Raw genomic sequence first — 15,091 nt, 5'->3', positions numbered from 1 at the left:
AACGGCTAAATTTATCCCGTTTAAAACTTATTATAAAAAACTTATGTGAAGACTATGTGAATAAAAAGTGAAGTGTTTGATTTTAAAAATGCAGGGATGTTTGCGAAAGACTAAATATAATAAGGGCTGGTTCAAGTAAGAACCAACCCTTATTATATATCCCTCCGGTCAACCGCTTCAGCGCATGGTATGTCAAACCAAAAATGACTTCCCTGTCCTTCCTGGCTCTTAACGTTAATGTTTCCTCCCATTAATTCAACTAATTGCTTGGCTGCAGCGAGACCGATACCCGTCCCCTCAACATTATTAGCGGTAATGGGCAGGCGGTAAAAAGGATCAAAAATAGCCGGCAATTGCGCAGAGGGGATACCTAAACCGCTGTCTAATATGTTAAAACGGATAAATTTATCAATTTTTTCACAATAAAAGCTTACCTTGCCACTGTTATAATTGTATTTTACAGCATTAGAGAATAAATTCAAAAGCACCTGCCTAAGACGGATTGAATCAGCCAAAACATATTGTTCCATACAATCTCTCGGATTAATTGCAATTTCAATATCATTTTCTTTGGCCAGGGGTTTTATAAAAGCAACCGTTTCCTCAATGATCGGCAATATTTTGACAGGTTCAATTAATATATTTAACTTGCCTGACTCTATTTTTGCCAAATCCAGTATCTCGTTGATAAGCATAAGCAAATGATTGCCTGCCTTGACGATTTCTTTTACACTTTCGCTTTGAGAATTATCCAAAGGCGCTGACTTGTCCATTTGCAATATCTGTGAGAAACCCAGTACCGCATTAAGAGGTGTTCTCAATTCATGGCTCATGTTGGACAAAAATTGGGATTTAGCCATGCTTGCTTTCTCAGTCTCTTCCTTGGCAGCGATTATGGACTTTTCCATTTCCTTGCGCTCGCTGATATCTCTCATGGAAACGGATACAGATTTTAATTCACTGGCAATAGGTGCGATGCGAACCAGATACCACCTGCGGCCGTAAAGGGTATCCATCATATATTCGAAGACATCCGGCTCCTGATTTTCGATAACCTGTTTAATTTTAGACAGATAGATGTCAGATTTATCCGGAGCAATTATACTTTGAATGGGATTGCCTATAACCTGATCTACGGGCATCAGCAATATTTTTTCACTATTAGTCCAAACATTTTTGAAGATGCCGTTTTCATCTACTTCAAAAATTATATCATCAATGGATTTTATCAGGGCCTGCAAATCTGATTCCTTTTTTTTGAGTTTAGCCTGGATATGCAGCAGGTTTTCATTGGCAGTTTCTAATTGCTGCCCCATATGAACCAGCAGGGAGGCGGTTTCCTGCAGCTCATGAACCCCTAAGTCTTTTTGCTTTTGAAAATAATCACCTGCAACAATCCTTTGGATTATATTGTTTATCTCCAGCAGCGGTTGGGAAATGCTATTACTCATCTTATGCGATTTCTTGAAGAGAATGAAGAAAAAGATGCAATATAATAAGACCAGACCCGCCAGCATAGAAGATCCTATTTTAAGCAGTCTGCCGTTCATTTTATCCGCGTTGGAATAGATATTGTTCTCAGGAGCAATAATTAATAGCTTCCATCCGGTGCCGGTTACCGTGGCCCATGATACCGCCTGTTTCATTCCGCCGAGGTTAATACTGGCAAAGCCGGTAGTTTTACCGGCTACTTGCTTGCCAAAAGCAGCTAAATCAGGTCTTTTATAAAGATTAAACTGATCGGGTGCAAAGGCGTCTTTTAAAGCTGCTTCATTATAATGATGATTTGTTAATTCATTTAAGACCCAGTCCTTTTCACCTCTATCAGGCAGAGCGAGAACTGTTCCGTCCTTTCCCAGCAATAAACCATATCCTTGCCAGGGCAAGTCTAAATTTAAAATTTGATTGGTAACAGTATTTATTATTTTGTCAGCATTGGCTGCTGCGACGGGGGATATATCTGATATTTGTTCGGATATAATCAGGCATTCGCGTTGGGCTATTTCCTGCAGATGTGCTCGTACTTCATTTTTTAATAAGGACAGCATTTCTCTTTGCGACCAGTTGTTTGATAAAAAGAACATTCCTATAAAAACCAGTTCAATCAACAGCAGTGGAATCAGAGCATTGCGCAAATAGGATTTCCATATCCATTGCAAAATAAAAAGGTTATTGTCCGGTTTTTCTTTCATATATGTTCCTCACCGTCGTCTTAGTTCATTATGTAATAAATTGTTTTAGGAATATTTCTGTCTGATAGCCAGGATATGTGGTATTATCTTTAGAAATATTTCGATTAAATTGGGATCAAAATGAGTTCCGCTGCCCTTTTTCATTTCAGCAACAGCTTCTTCCAGAGACCAGGCATTCTTATAAGGTCTTTTAGAAAGCAGGGCATCAAAAACATCACAAATTGCGGTAATTCTTCCAGCCAGGGGGATCTCATCGCCTTTTAGACCGGTGGGGTATCCGCTTCCGTCCCATTTCTCGTGGTGGTTGAGAGCTATTTGTTCAGCCATTTGCAGTACATCGGAGGAACTGCCGGCCAGTATTTTAGCTCCCTTAGTGGTATGTGTTTTCATTATTTCCCATTCATCAGGTGTGAGCCGTTCCGGTTTAAGAAGTATTTCATCTGCAATACCTATTTTTCCAATATCATGCATAGTGCTGGCATGTAAAATTAACCGGCATTCTTTGTCCGATAACCCGGCGGCTTTTGCCAGTTCAAAGGAATATTTGCCTATGCGGGTTATATGGGCGCCTGTATCGTTATCCCGAAATTCTGCGGCCCGCCCTAAACGGTGGATTAATTCCACCTGCAAATCCTGCAATTCCTTAGTTCTTTCTTGAACCGTATCTTCCAGTTTGCGATTGTGTTCCCGTACTTCTTTATGCAGCAGGCGAATTTCCAGCATATTTCTGATACGCATCAACACTTCTGCATGATCAAAAGGCTTACCGATAAAATCCTTGGCGCCCATTTTAAAGGATTTAAGCCGGTGCTCCTGGTCATTCTGAGCTGTAATAACTACAACCGGCAGGAAATCATCCTGTTTTTCAAGATTTAACTGTTCTAATACCTGGAAACCATCCATATGAGGCATCCTTAAATCCAAAAGCAGTAAATCAGGATCAAGTTCTTTATACAGAGACAATACTTCTCTGGATTCTGTTGTGGTTTTTATATTCTTGTAACCAGAGATTGACAGCAATTTCTCAAGCAATAAAATATTTGTGGAGTTGTCATCCGCTATTAAAATTGTCGCATGGAATAATTGTTCAGGCAGCATATTAAATTAATCACCCACTATAGCTTAGTAACCGGAAAATTTTTAGATTATTTAATTAATAATTATTTAACTATCATATCATAGAAAATAAGGTTTTTAATTCTGAATTTGCTATATTATAAATTTTATTTAGCAGATAATTATGATGGTATGCCTAGCCATAATGAATTTGAGGCTGTTAGTTGTTTAATATGTGCAAAGAGACGCCTGGTGTCGTTACAATGACAGAAGGCGTCTCTTTGCGGTTTAAAAACTTATTTAAGCTTTTTTCTTATTATCATCTTGAAGTATGTTTTAGACTCTTTCAATTACTCCACAGGCCAATTTTTTGCCCGAGTTGCCTGCGGGTTGAGTACGATAATCATCAGGGTTTAAGTGAATGATCACTGATTTGCCGATTACCTGCTCAGGGGTAAACTTATCGGTAAAAAAGCACATTCTGGCCTGCCCGTGATTGGAAAAAAGTACCGGAAAATCACCTGCATGATTGCCATGCGGCTGCTTTGTCGGGTTCCAGTGTTCTCCTGAAGAAGGAAAAGGGTTTTGCGAATTGCCTGGCTGGCAGTTGCCAATTGTATGAATGTGAAAACCGTGCGGGCCGACCGGGCTTTGACCGTCGACAGCCGGTTTATAAGGAGGAAGTCCGTTAATATCCGCACAAACCCAGCTTCCTCCCGGCGCATCAAAAAAATCCACGGTACCCGATATTTGGGGCCTTAACGGACCGCCTCTTATAGCGGCTCTGGCTGCAGGCATTTCAGCGGGTATACAAAGGGTTTCCCCAATCGTTAAATTGCCGGCGTCCATGCCAGGATTAGCCGCGGCTATTTGTGCTGCTGAAACATTATAATACTGAGCCAGTTTGTAATAGGTATCTCCTGCTTTTATAATATGCGGTATTGAGCCCGAGGGGCATTTCGTTGTCATATATTTCACCTCATGAGCGATTTTGTAAATATAATATTCAGATTAAAGTAAAATTGTTAGCCGGATAAATTCAATAAGGATCCTTGTATTTTGACTTAATAAAGGTGCACAAAAGGGTGTGAAAATTTATACAATAAAGAAAAGTGTTTTACATAATCTGAAAAAGGGGGGGCTGTTAAAATGTGGAGGGTTCTTTTGCCATTGGTAATGACACTTGCAAAAGTTAACCATAGTTCTGTGAAAAGCCAGAAAAGGCTTATTCGGATTGGTAAAGATAATGATGTAGATGCTGAAACAAAGGTTGAAACAAAAGCTGAGGCAACGGCTGAAGCTTTGGTTGAACCTGTGGGAGACGATTGCACGGGAGATAAAGTGGAGGTAACCACACAAACAATTAAGTCAAAGGATGAGGTATTTGAAGTTGATTTGCAGATACCGGAGATATCCTGTATTAAGGACAGTACCTTGCAAAACAGAATAAACAGTCAATTCAATAGTGATGCCTTAGCCTTTAGGAAAGAGACAGAAGTATATGTTAGTGCCTATGTAAGGGAAGCAGAGAAAAATGCTATACCAATTAGTCCCTGCATTGCTAAAACAGAATATAAGGTTCATTATAACAGCAACAATATTCTGAGTATCAGCGTTAAATACTATAGTTATACCGGCGGCGTTCATGGTTCTACGGTAATCAAAACCCTTAACATAAATGTTGATACAGGCAAGATTCTTTATTTAAGCGATTTTTACGGAAGTAATTACGAGGAAATAGTCTTGCAGGCAATTCATAGTCAAATAGAAAATAATGAGGATAAATATTATAAAAATGCAAGAGAAAACCTGAATTCCATTCCCGAAAAACAATCATTTTATTTGTTAAAAGGATATGTGGTAGTTTATTACGGTGAATATGATATAGCTCCGTACGCCAGCGGGATTCCTGAATTTAGAATCCCTATAGCAGTAATGCCGTATTAGTTCCTATTAATTGTTGAGATGCGGCTGTGTCCACAATAAAAGCATTTCCAGAATCAATTATGGGCAGCACAGCCGAAAACTTTTCTTTCCGAAACGTGCTGCTAAAAAATGAATATTGACCTCATGCCTGGCTGATTATAGAATTGAGGCCAGGTTACGAGTTTTTATGGAGAAAGGTTCGATTTATATGAGAATAAAATATAAACTGTCAGTTGATACAGGCGGAACTTTTACTGACCTTTGTCTCTTAAGAGAGGATAACGGTGAGTTTCTGGCAACCAAGGTGTCTTCAACGCCTGCCGATCCTGCTGAAGCTGTTATAAAGGGTATAAAAAAGATTATTAGTTTGGCTGAAGAAAGACTGTTCGACATTGAGAGCGGCTCTCAGGCACTTTCGGGGGAAATTAATGCAAAAAGCTATACCGGTAAGGTATCGCAGAAAGATGTTGCCGGTCAAAAAGATTGCTTAACCGGAGGGAGTTCCCTAGGGCGTTTAATCAAGCGTTTTTCAGGAATAAGCGCTTCTGTCACGGAGGACGCCGCTTCAGCCAATAAGGATTTGCGCAAAGGCAATCTTCTTGAGTCTGTTGAGATGGATATTAATTTTTTCCTGCACGGAACCACTGTGGCCACCAATGCTTTATTGCAGGGATTTGGCGCCAGGTCAGCTTTGCTGATCACCAGGGGTTTTCGGGATTTATTATATATAGGAAGGCAGAACAGGCCCCACCTGTATGATTTTTGGGCAATCAAACCGGAGCCGTTAATTCCCCGTCACCTGACTTTTGAAGTAACAGAGAGAATTTTAGCGTGTGGCGGCGTACATCTTTCCTTAGAGGAAGAGGAAGTGCAAAGGATAATTGAGCAGATCAAGGAAAAGGGAGTAGATTCGGTAGCTGTCAGTTTTCTGCATTCCTATATTAACCCTGTTCATGAACAAAGAGTTAAGGAACTTTTTAATGCGGGGTTTCCTCAAATAAACGTTACCCTTTCCTCCGAAATTTTGCCCGAGTTCAGAGAATACGAGCGAACCTCCACTGCTGTAATTAATGCTTTGGTGCAGCCGGAGGTTGATCGTTATTTAGGGACATTGGAGCAGCAATTGGCAGGAGCAGGCCTGGAGGGTGGGTTTTATGTAATGCAGTCCAACGGGGGGGTAATTAGTGCCAGGCAAGCTCGTGAACAGTCAGTCAGAACTGTCCTCAGCGGCCCGGCAGGAGGCGTATTGGCCGGGGTTTGGTTGTCTCGAATAACCGGGCGCCGTAATCTAATCACGGCAGACATGGGTGGCACGAGTATGGATATTTGTTTGATCCACAATGGGGTGCCTAGATATACTAACGAAGGTGAAATCGGTGGCTATCCCCTGCGACTGCCTATGGTTGATGTTCACACTATCGGTGCCGGGGGAGGCAGTATTGCCTGGATTGACGCGGGAGGAGCTTTACGGGTTGGACCGAGGAGTGCGGGAGCAAGTCCCGGGCCTGCCTGTTACGGCCTGGGAGGAGATGAGCCTACTGTTACGGATGCTAATTTAGTGCTGGGCCGATTGCGGCCTTACGCTGCTCTGGCAGGTGACCGCCTGCTTAACCTTGAATTGGCGAGGAAAATACTGGCGGAAAAAATTGCAGAGCCGCTTAAGCTGACTGTGGAAAAAGCTGCTGAAGGGATAATTCAGGTAGTAAATGCCGGTATGCTGCGGGCTATGAGGGTGGTTTCCGTACAGAGAGGCTATGATCCCAGGGAGTTTGTATTGACAGCTTTTGGCGGTGCCGGCCCGCTTCATGCCGTGGAATTGGCTCGCGAGCTGGGGATGTCTCAGGTTTTGGTGCCCCGCTGCCCGGGAGTTAATTCTGCTTTTGGCATGCTGGCTGCCGATGTGAGACATGATTATGTACGAACACGGCTGGCTATGCTGGAGGAGTTGGAACCGGAGGAACTTGATGCTAATTTTAAAGAGTTGGCTTTGACCGCATTGGCTGAATTGCAGGCTGAAGGTTTTGCGGAACAGGACTGTGTTTTGCAAAGATTTTTAGATTTGCGTTATGCCGGCCAATCATATGAATTAACTATAGCCGCGCCTGCCAGAATCAGCCGCCCTGATATTAATATTTTGAAGACAGAGTTTCACTATGTGCATGAGAAAACTTATGGCTTCAAGCGGAAAGAAACTCCTCTTCAACTGGTGGCTTTGCGTTTGGTGGCTACCGGTAAGCTGCCGCAGATTGCCCCCTTTATGCTGCCCGAAGACTTTAAAGAACCCCTGCCCGTTGAGCAGAGGGAAGTTATTTTTGACGGCATGCCGCTCTTGACGCCTGTCTATAACCGTCAAGTACTGGGCAGGAACACCGTTATCACAGGCCCGGCAGTAATTGAACAACCGGATGCTGCAGCTCTAATCTGGCCGGGTGATTTGGGGCGGTGCGACAAGTGGGGAAACTTGATTATTGAACTGGGCAATTAAATCCGGGGTTGTTATATTATTATTTTTACGTGAGCAGATCTAATTGTCGAAGACAAATTTGGCTGAACTTGCAATGAAGAGGTGTTGAAATGACGATAGATGCAATAACACTGGAGGTGCTGCGTAATTCCCTGCAGTCTGTCGCTGAGGAGATGGGCGTAACCCTGATTCGCACGGCTTTGTCTCCCAACATAAAGGATCGCCGTGACTGTTCCACCGCTGTGTATACACCGGAAGGCGAACTGGTTGCCCAGGCCGAGCATATACCTCTGCACTTAGGATTAATGCCCACAGTGGTACAAGCCGTATTAAAACGCTTTCCCCTTTCGGAAATGGAGCCGGGTGACACTATAATCATAAATGATCCTTATGTCAGCGGTTCACACCTGCCGGATATTTGTTTGATCAGCCCGGTTTATTATTTGGATAAGCCTTTGGCTATAGTGGCCAACCTGGCTCACCATGTTGATGTCGGGGGGGCTGTGCCGGGCAGCATGTCAACCGCCGCACGGGAAATTTTTCAGGAAGGCCTGCGTATACCTCCGGTCAAACTGATGCAAAAAAATAAGATTAACCGTGACTTGCTGGATGTTTTAGCCAACAATGTGCGCACTTCGAAGGAGTTTTACGGCGATATAGAAGCGCAGTTGACCGCCAACCGGGTAGGAGAGATCAGGCTCAAGGAACTGGGGGCGAGGTATGGTTTGGAATTATTAAACCACTATATGAACGAAATAATTGCCTATGGTGAGCGCAGGATGCGGGCCGCCCTGTCTGCCTTGCCTTCCGGCGTATACAGTTATGAAGACTATCTGGAAGGTGACGGTATAACCGATCAACCGGTAAAAATAAAGGTTGCTTTAATCTTGGAAGGGGACAGCCTGACTGTTGATTTTGGTGGAACCGATCCGCAAGCTGTCGGCCCGGTTAATGCCGCCAGGGGAGTAATTATGGCCTGTGTTTACTATACGATCAAGGCGGTAGCCGATCCCTGGCTGCCCTCAAGCGCCGGTATTGGTTACCCGATAAAAGTAATAACTCCTGCCGGCAGCCTGGTCAATCCACTCTTCCCGGCACCTGTGGCACACGCCAATATTAACACTGCGCAGCGGGTGGCAGATGTTATTTTAGGCGCCCTGGCCGGTGCCGTGCCCCAAAAAGTTACTGCGGCCGGTACCGGCAGTATGAGTAATTTTACTATCGGAGGAGTCAATAAGCTGAACGGGTGCTATTACTCTTATGTGGAAACTTACGGCGGGGGGCAGGGAGCCAAGCACAATCAGGACGGTATGGATGGGGTGCATGTGCATATGACCAACACGCGCAATACCCCGGTGGAGGTAATTGAAAATAACTACCCTCTAAGAGTAGAAAAATACGGTTTGCTTACGGATTCGGGGGGGCCCGGTGAATACCGTGGGGGAACAGGTTTAGTCAGAGAAATTACCGTTTTGGGCGCTGAGGCTGTTGTCTCGGTGAGTACCGAAAGAGCTGTGTTTGCACCCTGGGGTTTGTCAGGAGGGTTAGCCGGACGCAGAGCGGGCTACGCCATAAAAAACAGTGCCAGTGCGGAGCATGGGGCCAATTTGGGCGGTAAGTTTACAGGACAGGTTGCGGCAAATACCACAATCGTTTTGGAAACCGCCGGGGGAGGCGGTTTCGGTAATCCTCTGAAAAGGGATCCGAGCAAAGTTCGGCAGGATGTTTTAAACGGTCTGGTCTCTTTTAAAGCAGCCCGTGATTATTACGGTGTGGTTATTTCGAAGAGTTATGTGGTGGATGAGGAGTCAACAAAGCTTTTAAGGGATGAGTTAAGGAGAAGCAGTCCATGAAACATCGCCTGCGGGAAATAGACTATTTGCGCGTCTTCGCCGCGTTTTCGGTTATTGCCATTCATATAACGAGCGGTTACACGGTAAACAGCAGAGCAGCCTTTGTTTTAAATCAGGTTGTGCGCTATGCGGTACCTCTGTTTATTATTCTGTCAGGGTTTGCTGTGTATCATAGCGGTTCCGGGCGGGATTATTCCAGCAGCGGTTTCTGGCGGCGGCGCCTGGGTAAAATCTTGTGGCCCTATGTTTTTTGGTCATTGTTTTATTCTCTGTATGCCTGGCGGGAGTTTTTTCGGGTTTCCGGTTGGGGTGCTTTGTTGCAGCCTGACCGGCTGCTGTTGCTGAGCCGGCAGCTTTTGTGCGGCACCGGGTATTATCACCTGTACTTTCTCTTAATTATTGCTCAGCTCTATCTTTTATATCCGTGGTTAAGAAGATTGCTGCAAAAAAAGCCCCTGTCTTTCCTTGGTTTAACGTTTTTTCTCACACTGCTGTCCCAGGCCGGTATCTATTTGCATCAAATAAAAATCATTACGCTGCCGGATATAGGTATACCGTATGTTAGCCTGTTTCCTCTCTGGTTGTTTTATTTTGTCCTGGGCATGTATCTGGCTGCAGTGAAAGAATGGCAAAGCTTTTTACGGGGCAAGGGGATACTTTGCGTTGTTATCTGGCTGGCAGGCCTGTCGCTTTTGCTGGTGGACAGCAGCCGGACAAAGACGGGTGATTCCTCTGTTAAGCCATCCATTATGCTTTACTCACTGTCAGCTTATTTTTTCTTTTATGGGCTGGCTGTCCGGTTCAAAGCTATGAAAAAGGTCATCCGGATAGGGAAGAGCAGAGTATTTGCAACCATAGATTTGGATAAAACGGTAAACCGGCTGTCTGCCCAATCCTTTCTCCTTTATCTGCTTCACCCGTTGGTATTGGACCAGCTTCTGCTTTTACGAAGCGGGATGCCTTTCCTATGGCAGGGTAAAGCAGGCATGTTCGGTTTGTTTATGGCTGTTGCGGTGATTACTCTTGTTCTAACGTATATTGCCTGTTATATCCCCTTTATACACCTTATCGGTGGTGTTTATGTCAAAGGAACCAAACATAAAATGTGACTAACTACCCTTAGAAGCATTGTTGGAACATTTGGGGTTGCCTTTGTGTTTTATTAGCGGAAATGAATAAAAGAAATATATTGCAGAAATTAATAGATTATGGTATGGTTATGGTGAGGTGATAACGATGCCATATAAACCAAAGTTTAGCTTTACTCCGGAGATAATTTCACTGCTATCAAAAATTGAATATCTGCGTGGCTCAATAACAGGCAAACAAATACCGTTACATATTGAAAAAGATATAAAATTCCGGGCAAGATTAAAAAGTACTCACTACTCAACGGCAATTGAGGGAAATCCTTTAACAATAGGAGAAGTAGAAAGTGTTATTAAACAACGTCCGGGTGAAACTGAAAGCCGTTATGCCCAGGAGGTGAGAAATTATTGGCGGGCTCTTATTTTCTTAAATAAATCAGTTAAAATAAAAATAATCAGTGAAGATTTTATTAAGCGTTTACACCGGATTATAGAGGTGAGAGGCCCGGGCCGAAGAGGAAAGTTGAGTGAGTACAGAGTGGCAACACCGCCGGGTTATTTGTTTTGTGTGCGGGATAATGTTACTGGTGAGATAGATTATATCCCACCGGCATACGAGGATGTTCCAAAGTTAATGGCTGAGTTAGTAATCTGGATTAATACCGATCATTCATTGCCTACACCTGTAAAGGCTGCTGTTGCCACATACCAGCTGGTAACTATACATCCTTTTGATGATGGAAATGGGCGGTTGGCAAGGGCACTGGCTTTATTTATCTTAATGCAAGGTGGTTATGATCTAAGCGGTTATTTCACGGTCGAAGAATACTATGTAAAAAATATACAACTGTATTATGGCAGCTTACAAATGGGGTTGCCGGTGGAGTATTATAATGGCCGCAATGATGCTGACTTAACGCCCTGGATTATTTTCTTTCTCAATACAATGGCTGAAGCATACGAAAACATAGCTAATACGGCAAATCGTTTGCATGAGGCATCACAAGGAAAACTTTTGGAGCTTTCGAAAAAGGAAATTAAACTTTTGCACTTAGCTTTGCGCTTCGAGGATCGTCCTTTAACGCTGGCTGTGATGGCTGAATGGTTCGAAGTAACTAAGAGAACTATGCAGGAATGGGTTAAAGATTGGTTAGAAATAGGATTGCTGCAACCGGCCAGCGGAACAAAGAGAATAACCTCATATAAGTTGGGCGAAAGGTATCAGTGTCTAAAGTTAGAGGATATTAACTGAAAGTCAGACAAAACAGCGGAAAAATGTGGTAAGAGGGAATATGAGAATACAACAGACCCTTAAGCTGCTGCGAACAGCCTAAGAGTTCTAAATAAAACCTCTGCAGTAAGAGAGGGTTTGATTTGAAAATCTCTGGTAATTAACCGCTTCAAATCTCCAGCCCAGCCCTGATCTCTCCGGTTGCTTGACCCGGTTTACCGTCTCCGATGCTTTTCCCGTCCACTTCCACCAGGGGCATGACCACCATCAGCGAGTTAGTCAGAAAACACTCTTTGGCCGAAAACAACTCCTCCGGCAGTACAGCCCTTTCCCGGCAGCGATAGCCGGCGGCAGCGGCTTTCCGCAGCACTTTAGCCCTCATAACTCCGGGCAGCAGGCCGGAAGAGACGTGAGGAGTAACCAGCTCTTTATCCCCGGTTACCAAAAAGATATTGCTGACAGTTCCCTCGGCAAGACATCCGTGAGTGTTTAGAAATAATCCTTCATTCCAGTTGCTGGATATAGCCTCCTGTCTTCCTAAAAGGTTCTCCAAATAGTTGAGAGACTTAAGATAAACCAGGGGAGAGCGCTCGTTCCTCGGGTTTTTCAGAAAACCGGCCCGAAATCCCTGTTGGTAATGCTCGCTGCGATATGCCGGGGCTTTTTTAACGGTTATAAGTATACCGGGCCTGCGTTCGCTTTCCGAGCCCGCAGTAACCGTCAAACGCAGACTGCCCTCCTGTAAACAGTTCTTTTCTATAACTCTGTTTATACCGTTAATGATTCCGGTTTGACAGTCTTCTTCCGATAATAAGAGACCGAGTTTAGGCGCGGAGCTGCTCAGTCTCTGCAGGTGTTCCTCAACAAAAACCGCCCGGCCCTTTTTAACCATGAAAGTTTCAAAAAGCCCGTAGCCATAAAGTAAGCCCCTGTCTGCTGCCGGCAGTGAAGCTGCTTCTGCCGGAATAATTTCACCGTTGCAGCAGACATAAGTTGTATCACCGGGTGTTTTTTGAGCGGCGGGCGGTTGCCCGGTATCCTGAGTGCTGCTTATCTGGACGAAACGCTCCAAGAATACTCCTCCTTCTCCTCTAATCCCAGTGCTTTCATCAAAGCTCTCGCCTTATCCAGCGTCTCAATATACTCGGCATAAGGATTTGAGTCAGCCGTAATACCACCGCCCACCTGGAAGTAAAAACGGCCGTGCCTGGCGATAATAGTGCGAATAACAATATTCAAGTCAGCATCCCCGTCAAAGCCGATATAGCCGATAGACCCGGTATAGATTCCCCGCCGCACAGGTTCCAGTTCTTCAATGATTTCCATGGAGCGGATTTTAGGTGCTCCGCTGATTGAGCCGCCGGGGAAAGCCGCCTCCAGTAAATCTATGGTGGTTTTATCTTCCGGCAGTTCGCCGACTACCGTGGAAACCAGGTGAAATACGGTCGCGTATTCTTCCAGCCGGTAAAGCTCGGGCACCTTTACCGAGCCTATTTTACAGACCCGTCCCAGATCGTTTCTTTCCATATCCACAATCATAACCAGTTCCGCCCTGTCCTTGATGCTCTCCCAGAGTTCACGCCGCATAAGAGCATCCTCAGCTTTTGTTTTGCCCCTGGGCCTGGTCCCTTTAATAGGCCTGGTTTCCACCTGCTTGCCGGTAACTTTTAAAAACCGTTCGGGGGAAGCGCTTATTACCTCTACATCAGCAAAAGACAGGAAGGCGGCAAAAGGAGCGGGATTAATCTCCCGCAATTTCTTATACAGTTTCCATGAATCAGTGGTCTGGCGTATAGAGAAGCGCTGGGACAGGTTAACCTGAAAAATATCGCCTGAGGCAATATAATCAATAGCTTTTTGTACTGCGGAACAATAACTCTCCTGGGTAAAATGGGATTGAGGCAAACTGATTTCCTGCCGCTCGGGATAGGAAAAAATCCTGCCGGGTGTCGCGATCCCGGCAGGCGCGGGCCGGGCGTCCTTTTGAGATTCCGGGCCGCACAAAAGCTTTTCCGTTTCTGCCAGTCTTTTTTCCGCCCGGCGGAAAGCCAGTTCCGGGTCTTTTTCGGGCAGCCCGGTGGAAACAACAAATACTTCCCCGGTCAGGTGATTGACGGCTGCCAGGACATCATAAAAGCCCAGTTGGCAGTCGGGCAGTTCCAGGTCATCCACGGCCCGGTCAGGTATAACTTCTATCTGTCTGCCTAAATCGTAACTGAAGAAGCCCACGGCACCCCCGTTGAAAGGCAGTCCCGTGTCAACCGGAGGCATTTGATATTCGGCTAAAAGTCTTTTCAATTCCTTTAAAGGAGATCCGGTAATGTTTTGCCGCCGTCCGTTGCTGGTTATCGTAATTAGATCGTCTTTAGTTTCGAACAGCAAAAAGGGATCTGCGCCTACAAAAGAATGGTGACCGAGGCCCGGTGATTTCATGCCGGTATCGAGAAAAAAACTATAAGAACCGGATTGCAAACGCTCATACAAGAGAACCGCGTCGGCGGCGACATCTATTTTTTTAAGCAAAGGCAGGGTTTTCACGCCAGAGACCCCCTTTCAATTCTAAAAAATTAGCCAGCAGCTCTTTGCCGGCGGTTGTCAAAATTGATTCCGGGTGAAATTGCACACCCTCCACTGTGTATTCTTTGTGTCTTACCCCCATTAATTCACCTTCCGAAGTTTCCGAAGTGATTTCCAGAACCGGCGGAAGATCTGATTTTTCGACTATAAGAGAGTGGTAACGGGCGGTAGTCATGGGGTTGGGCAGGTCTTTATAAACAGTGCGCCCGTCATGTCTGATCCGGGAGGTTTTGCCGTGCATCATGCGGGGAGAGCGCAGGACCCTGCCGCCGAAAACCTGTCCAATGGATTGGTGTCCCAGACAAACCCCCAGCACAGGAATTCTGCCGGCGAAATAGGAAATAACCTCCATGGAAATACCTGCCTCGTTGGGAGAACAAGGCCCGGGCGAAATGATTATGTGAGAAGGTGAAAGGGCTTCAATTTGTGCCAGTGTGACCTTGTCATTGCGAAAAACCAGAACTTCCTGTCCCAATTCGCACAGGTACTGGTAAAGGTTGTAAACAAAGGAATCATAATTGTCTATTAATACCAGCATGCGTGAACCCTCCTTAAACAAATTTATAGATATAGAAACGGCTTAAAAAATAAAAAAAACCAGCACAAATAAGCTGGTTCTCACTCCGCGTTCTCCGAGTCGTCTCATCTTCTCTCATCTCAACTGATCTAAGCTCAACTAAGCATATAATTTTCAGAAAAATCTA

Annotated in this window: 11 protein-coding genes; 5 read left to right on the top strand and 6 right to left on the bottom strand. The window is 44.8% G+C overall.

Features of this window, described 5'->3' with window-relative positions:
* Window positions 1-152: 152 nt before the first annotated feature.
* From DTOX_RS20255 to DTOX_RS20245, 3 genes are all read right to left on the bottom strand, one after another.
* Window positions 153-2,192 (bottom strand): ATP-binding protein, encoded by a 2,040-nt coding sequence (locus DTOX_RS20255; protein ID WP_015759535.1) that lies wholly within the window; start codon window positions 2,190-2,192, stop codon window positions 153-155.
* Window positions 2,193-2,237: 45 nt separating this feature from the next.
* A complete protein-coding gene (locus DTOX_RS20250; protein WP_015759534.1) occupies window positions 2,238-3,290 on the bottom strand; it encodes an HD-GYP domain-containing protein in 1,053 nt (350 codons plus the stop codon).
* Between the two features lie 294 nt (window positions 3,291-3,584).
* A complete protein-coding gene (locus DTOX_RS20245; protein WP_042317532.1) occupies window positions 3,585-4,097 on the bottom strand; it encodes a superoxide dismutase family protein in 513 nt (170 codons plus the stop codon).
* Window positions 4,098-4,397: 300 nt separating this feature from the next.
* Between DTOX_RS20245 and DTOX_RS20240 the strand changes: the two genes are divergently transcribed.
* The 5 genes from DTOX_RS20240 to DTOX_RS20220 all read left to right on the top strand — a co-directional run bounded on the left by DTOX_RS20240 (window position 4,398) and on the right by DTOX_RS20220 (window position 11,831).
* Entirely contained in the window at window positions 4,398-5,195 is a 798-nt protein-coding gene (locus tag DTOX_RS20240) for a DUF3298 and DUF4163 domain-containing protein (protein ID WP_015759532.1), read from the top strand.
* Window positions 5,196-5,382: 187 nt separating this feature from the next.
* Window positions 5,383-7,659, top strand: coding sequence for a hydantoinase/oxoprolinase family protein (locus DTOX_RS20235; RefSeq protein ID WP_162013547.1), 2,277 nt, complete (start codon window positions 5,383-5,385; stop codon window positions 7,657-7,659).
* A gap of 89 nt (window positions 7,660-7,748) precedes the next feature.
* Window positions 7,749-9,491 carry a hydantoinase B/oxoprolinase family protein gene (locus tag DTOX_RS20230; RefSeq protein WP_015759530.1) on the top strand — a complete coding sequence of 581 codons (1,743 nt, stop codon included), beginning with the start codon at window positions 7,749-7,751 and terminating at the stop codon, window positions 9,489-9,491.
* Window positions 9,488-10,600 (top strand): acyltransferase, encoded by a 1,113-nt coding sequence (locus DTOX_RS20225; protein WP_015759529.1) that lies wholly within the window; start codon window positions 9,488-9,490, stop codon window positions 10,598-10,600. Before DTOX_RS20230 ends, DTOX_RS20225 begins: the two co-directional genes overlap by 4 nt.
* A gap of 127 nt (window positions 10,601-10,727) precedes the next feature.
* Window positions 10,728-11,831, top strand: a complete 1,104-nt coding sequence (locus DTOX_RS20220) for a Fic family protein (RefSeq protein ID WP_015759528.1) — start codon at window positions 10,728-10,730, stop codon at window positions 11,829-11,831.
* Between the two features lie 148 nt (window positions 11,832-11,979).
* On the opposite strand, the gene DTOX_RS20215 is transcribed toward DTOX_RS20220, so the two are convergent.
* From DTOX_RS20215 to DTOX_RS20205, 3 genes are read right to left on the bottom strand one after another with little or no spacing between them, the layout of a single operon-like run.
* Window positions 11,980-12,882: an aminotransferase class IV gene (locus tag DTOX_RS20215; protein ID WP_015759527.1), complete on the bottom strand. Its 903-nt coding sequence runs from the start codon at window positions 12,880-12,882 to the stop codon at window positions 11,980-11,982.
* Window positions 12,861-14,348: an aminodeoxychorismate synthase component I gene (gene pabB / locus DTOX_RS20210; RefSeq protein ID WP_015759526.1), complete on the bottom strand. Its 1,488-nt coding sequence runs from the start codon at window positions 14,346-14,348 to the stop codon at window positions 12,861-12,863. The genes DTOX_RS20215 and pabB overlap by 22 nt, the downstream gene beginning before the upstream one ends.
* A complete protein-coding gene (locus DTOX_RS20205) occupies window positions 14,326-14,925 on the bottom strand; it encodes an anthranilate synthase component II (protein ID WP_015759525.1) in 600 nt (199 codons plus the stop codon). The genes pabB and DTOX_RS20205 overlap by 23 nt, the downstream gene beginning before the upstream one ends.
* Window positions 14,926-15,091: the final 166 nt, after the last annotated feature.

It is taken from the genome of Desulfofarcimen acetoxidans DSM 771 (assembly GCF_000024205.1).
Lineage (GTDB): Bacteria > Bacillota > Desulfotomaculia > Desulfotomaculales > Desulfofarciminaceae > Desulfofarcimen > Desulfofarcimen acetoxidans.
Note: the sequence above shows the minus strand (reverse complement) of the source record. Positions and strands in the feature narration are given on the sequence as shown.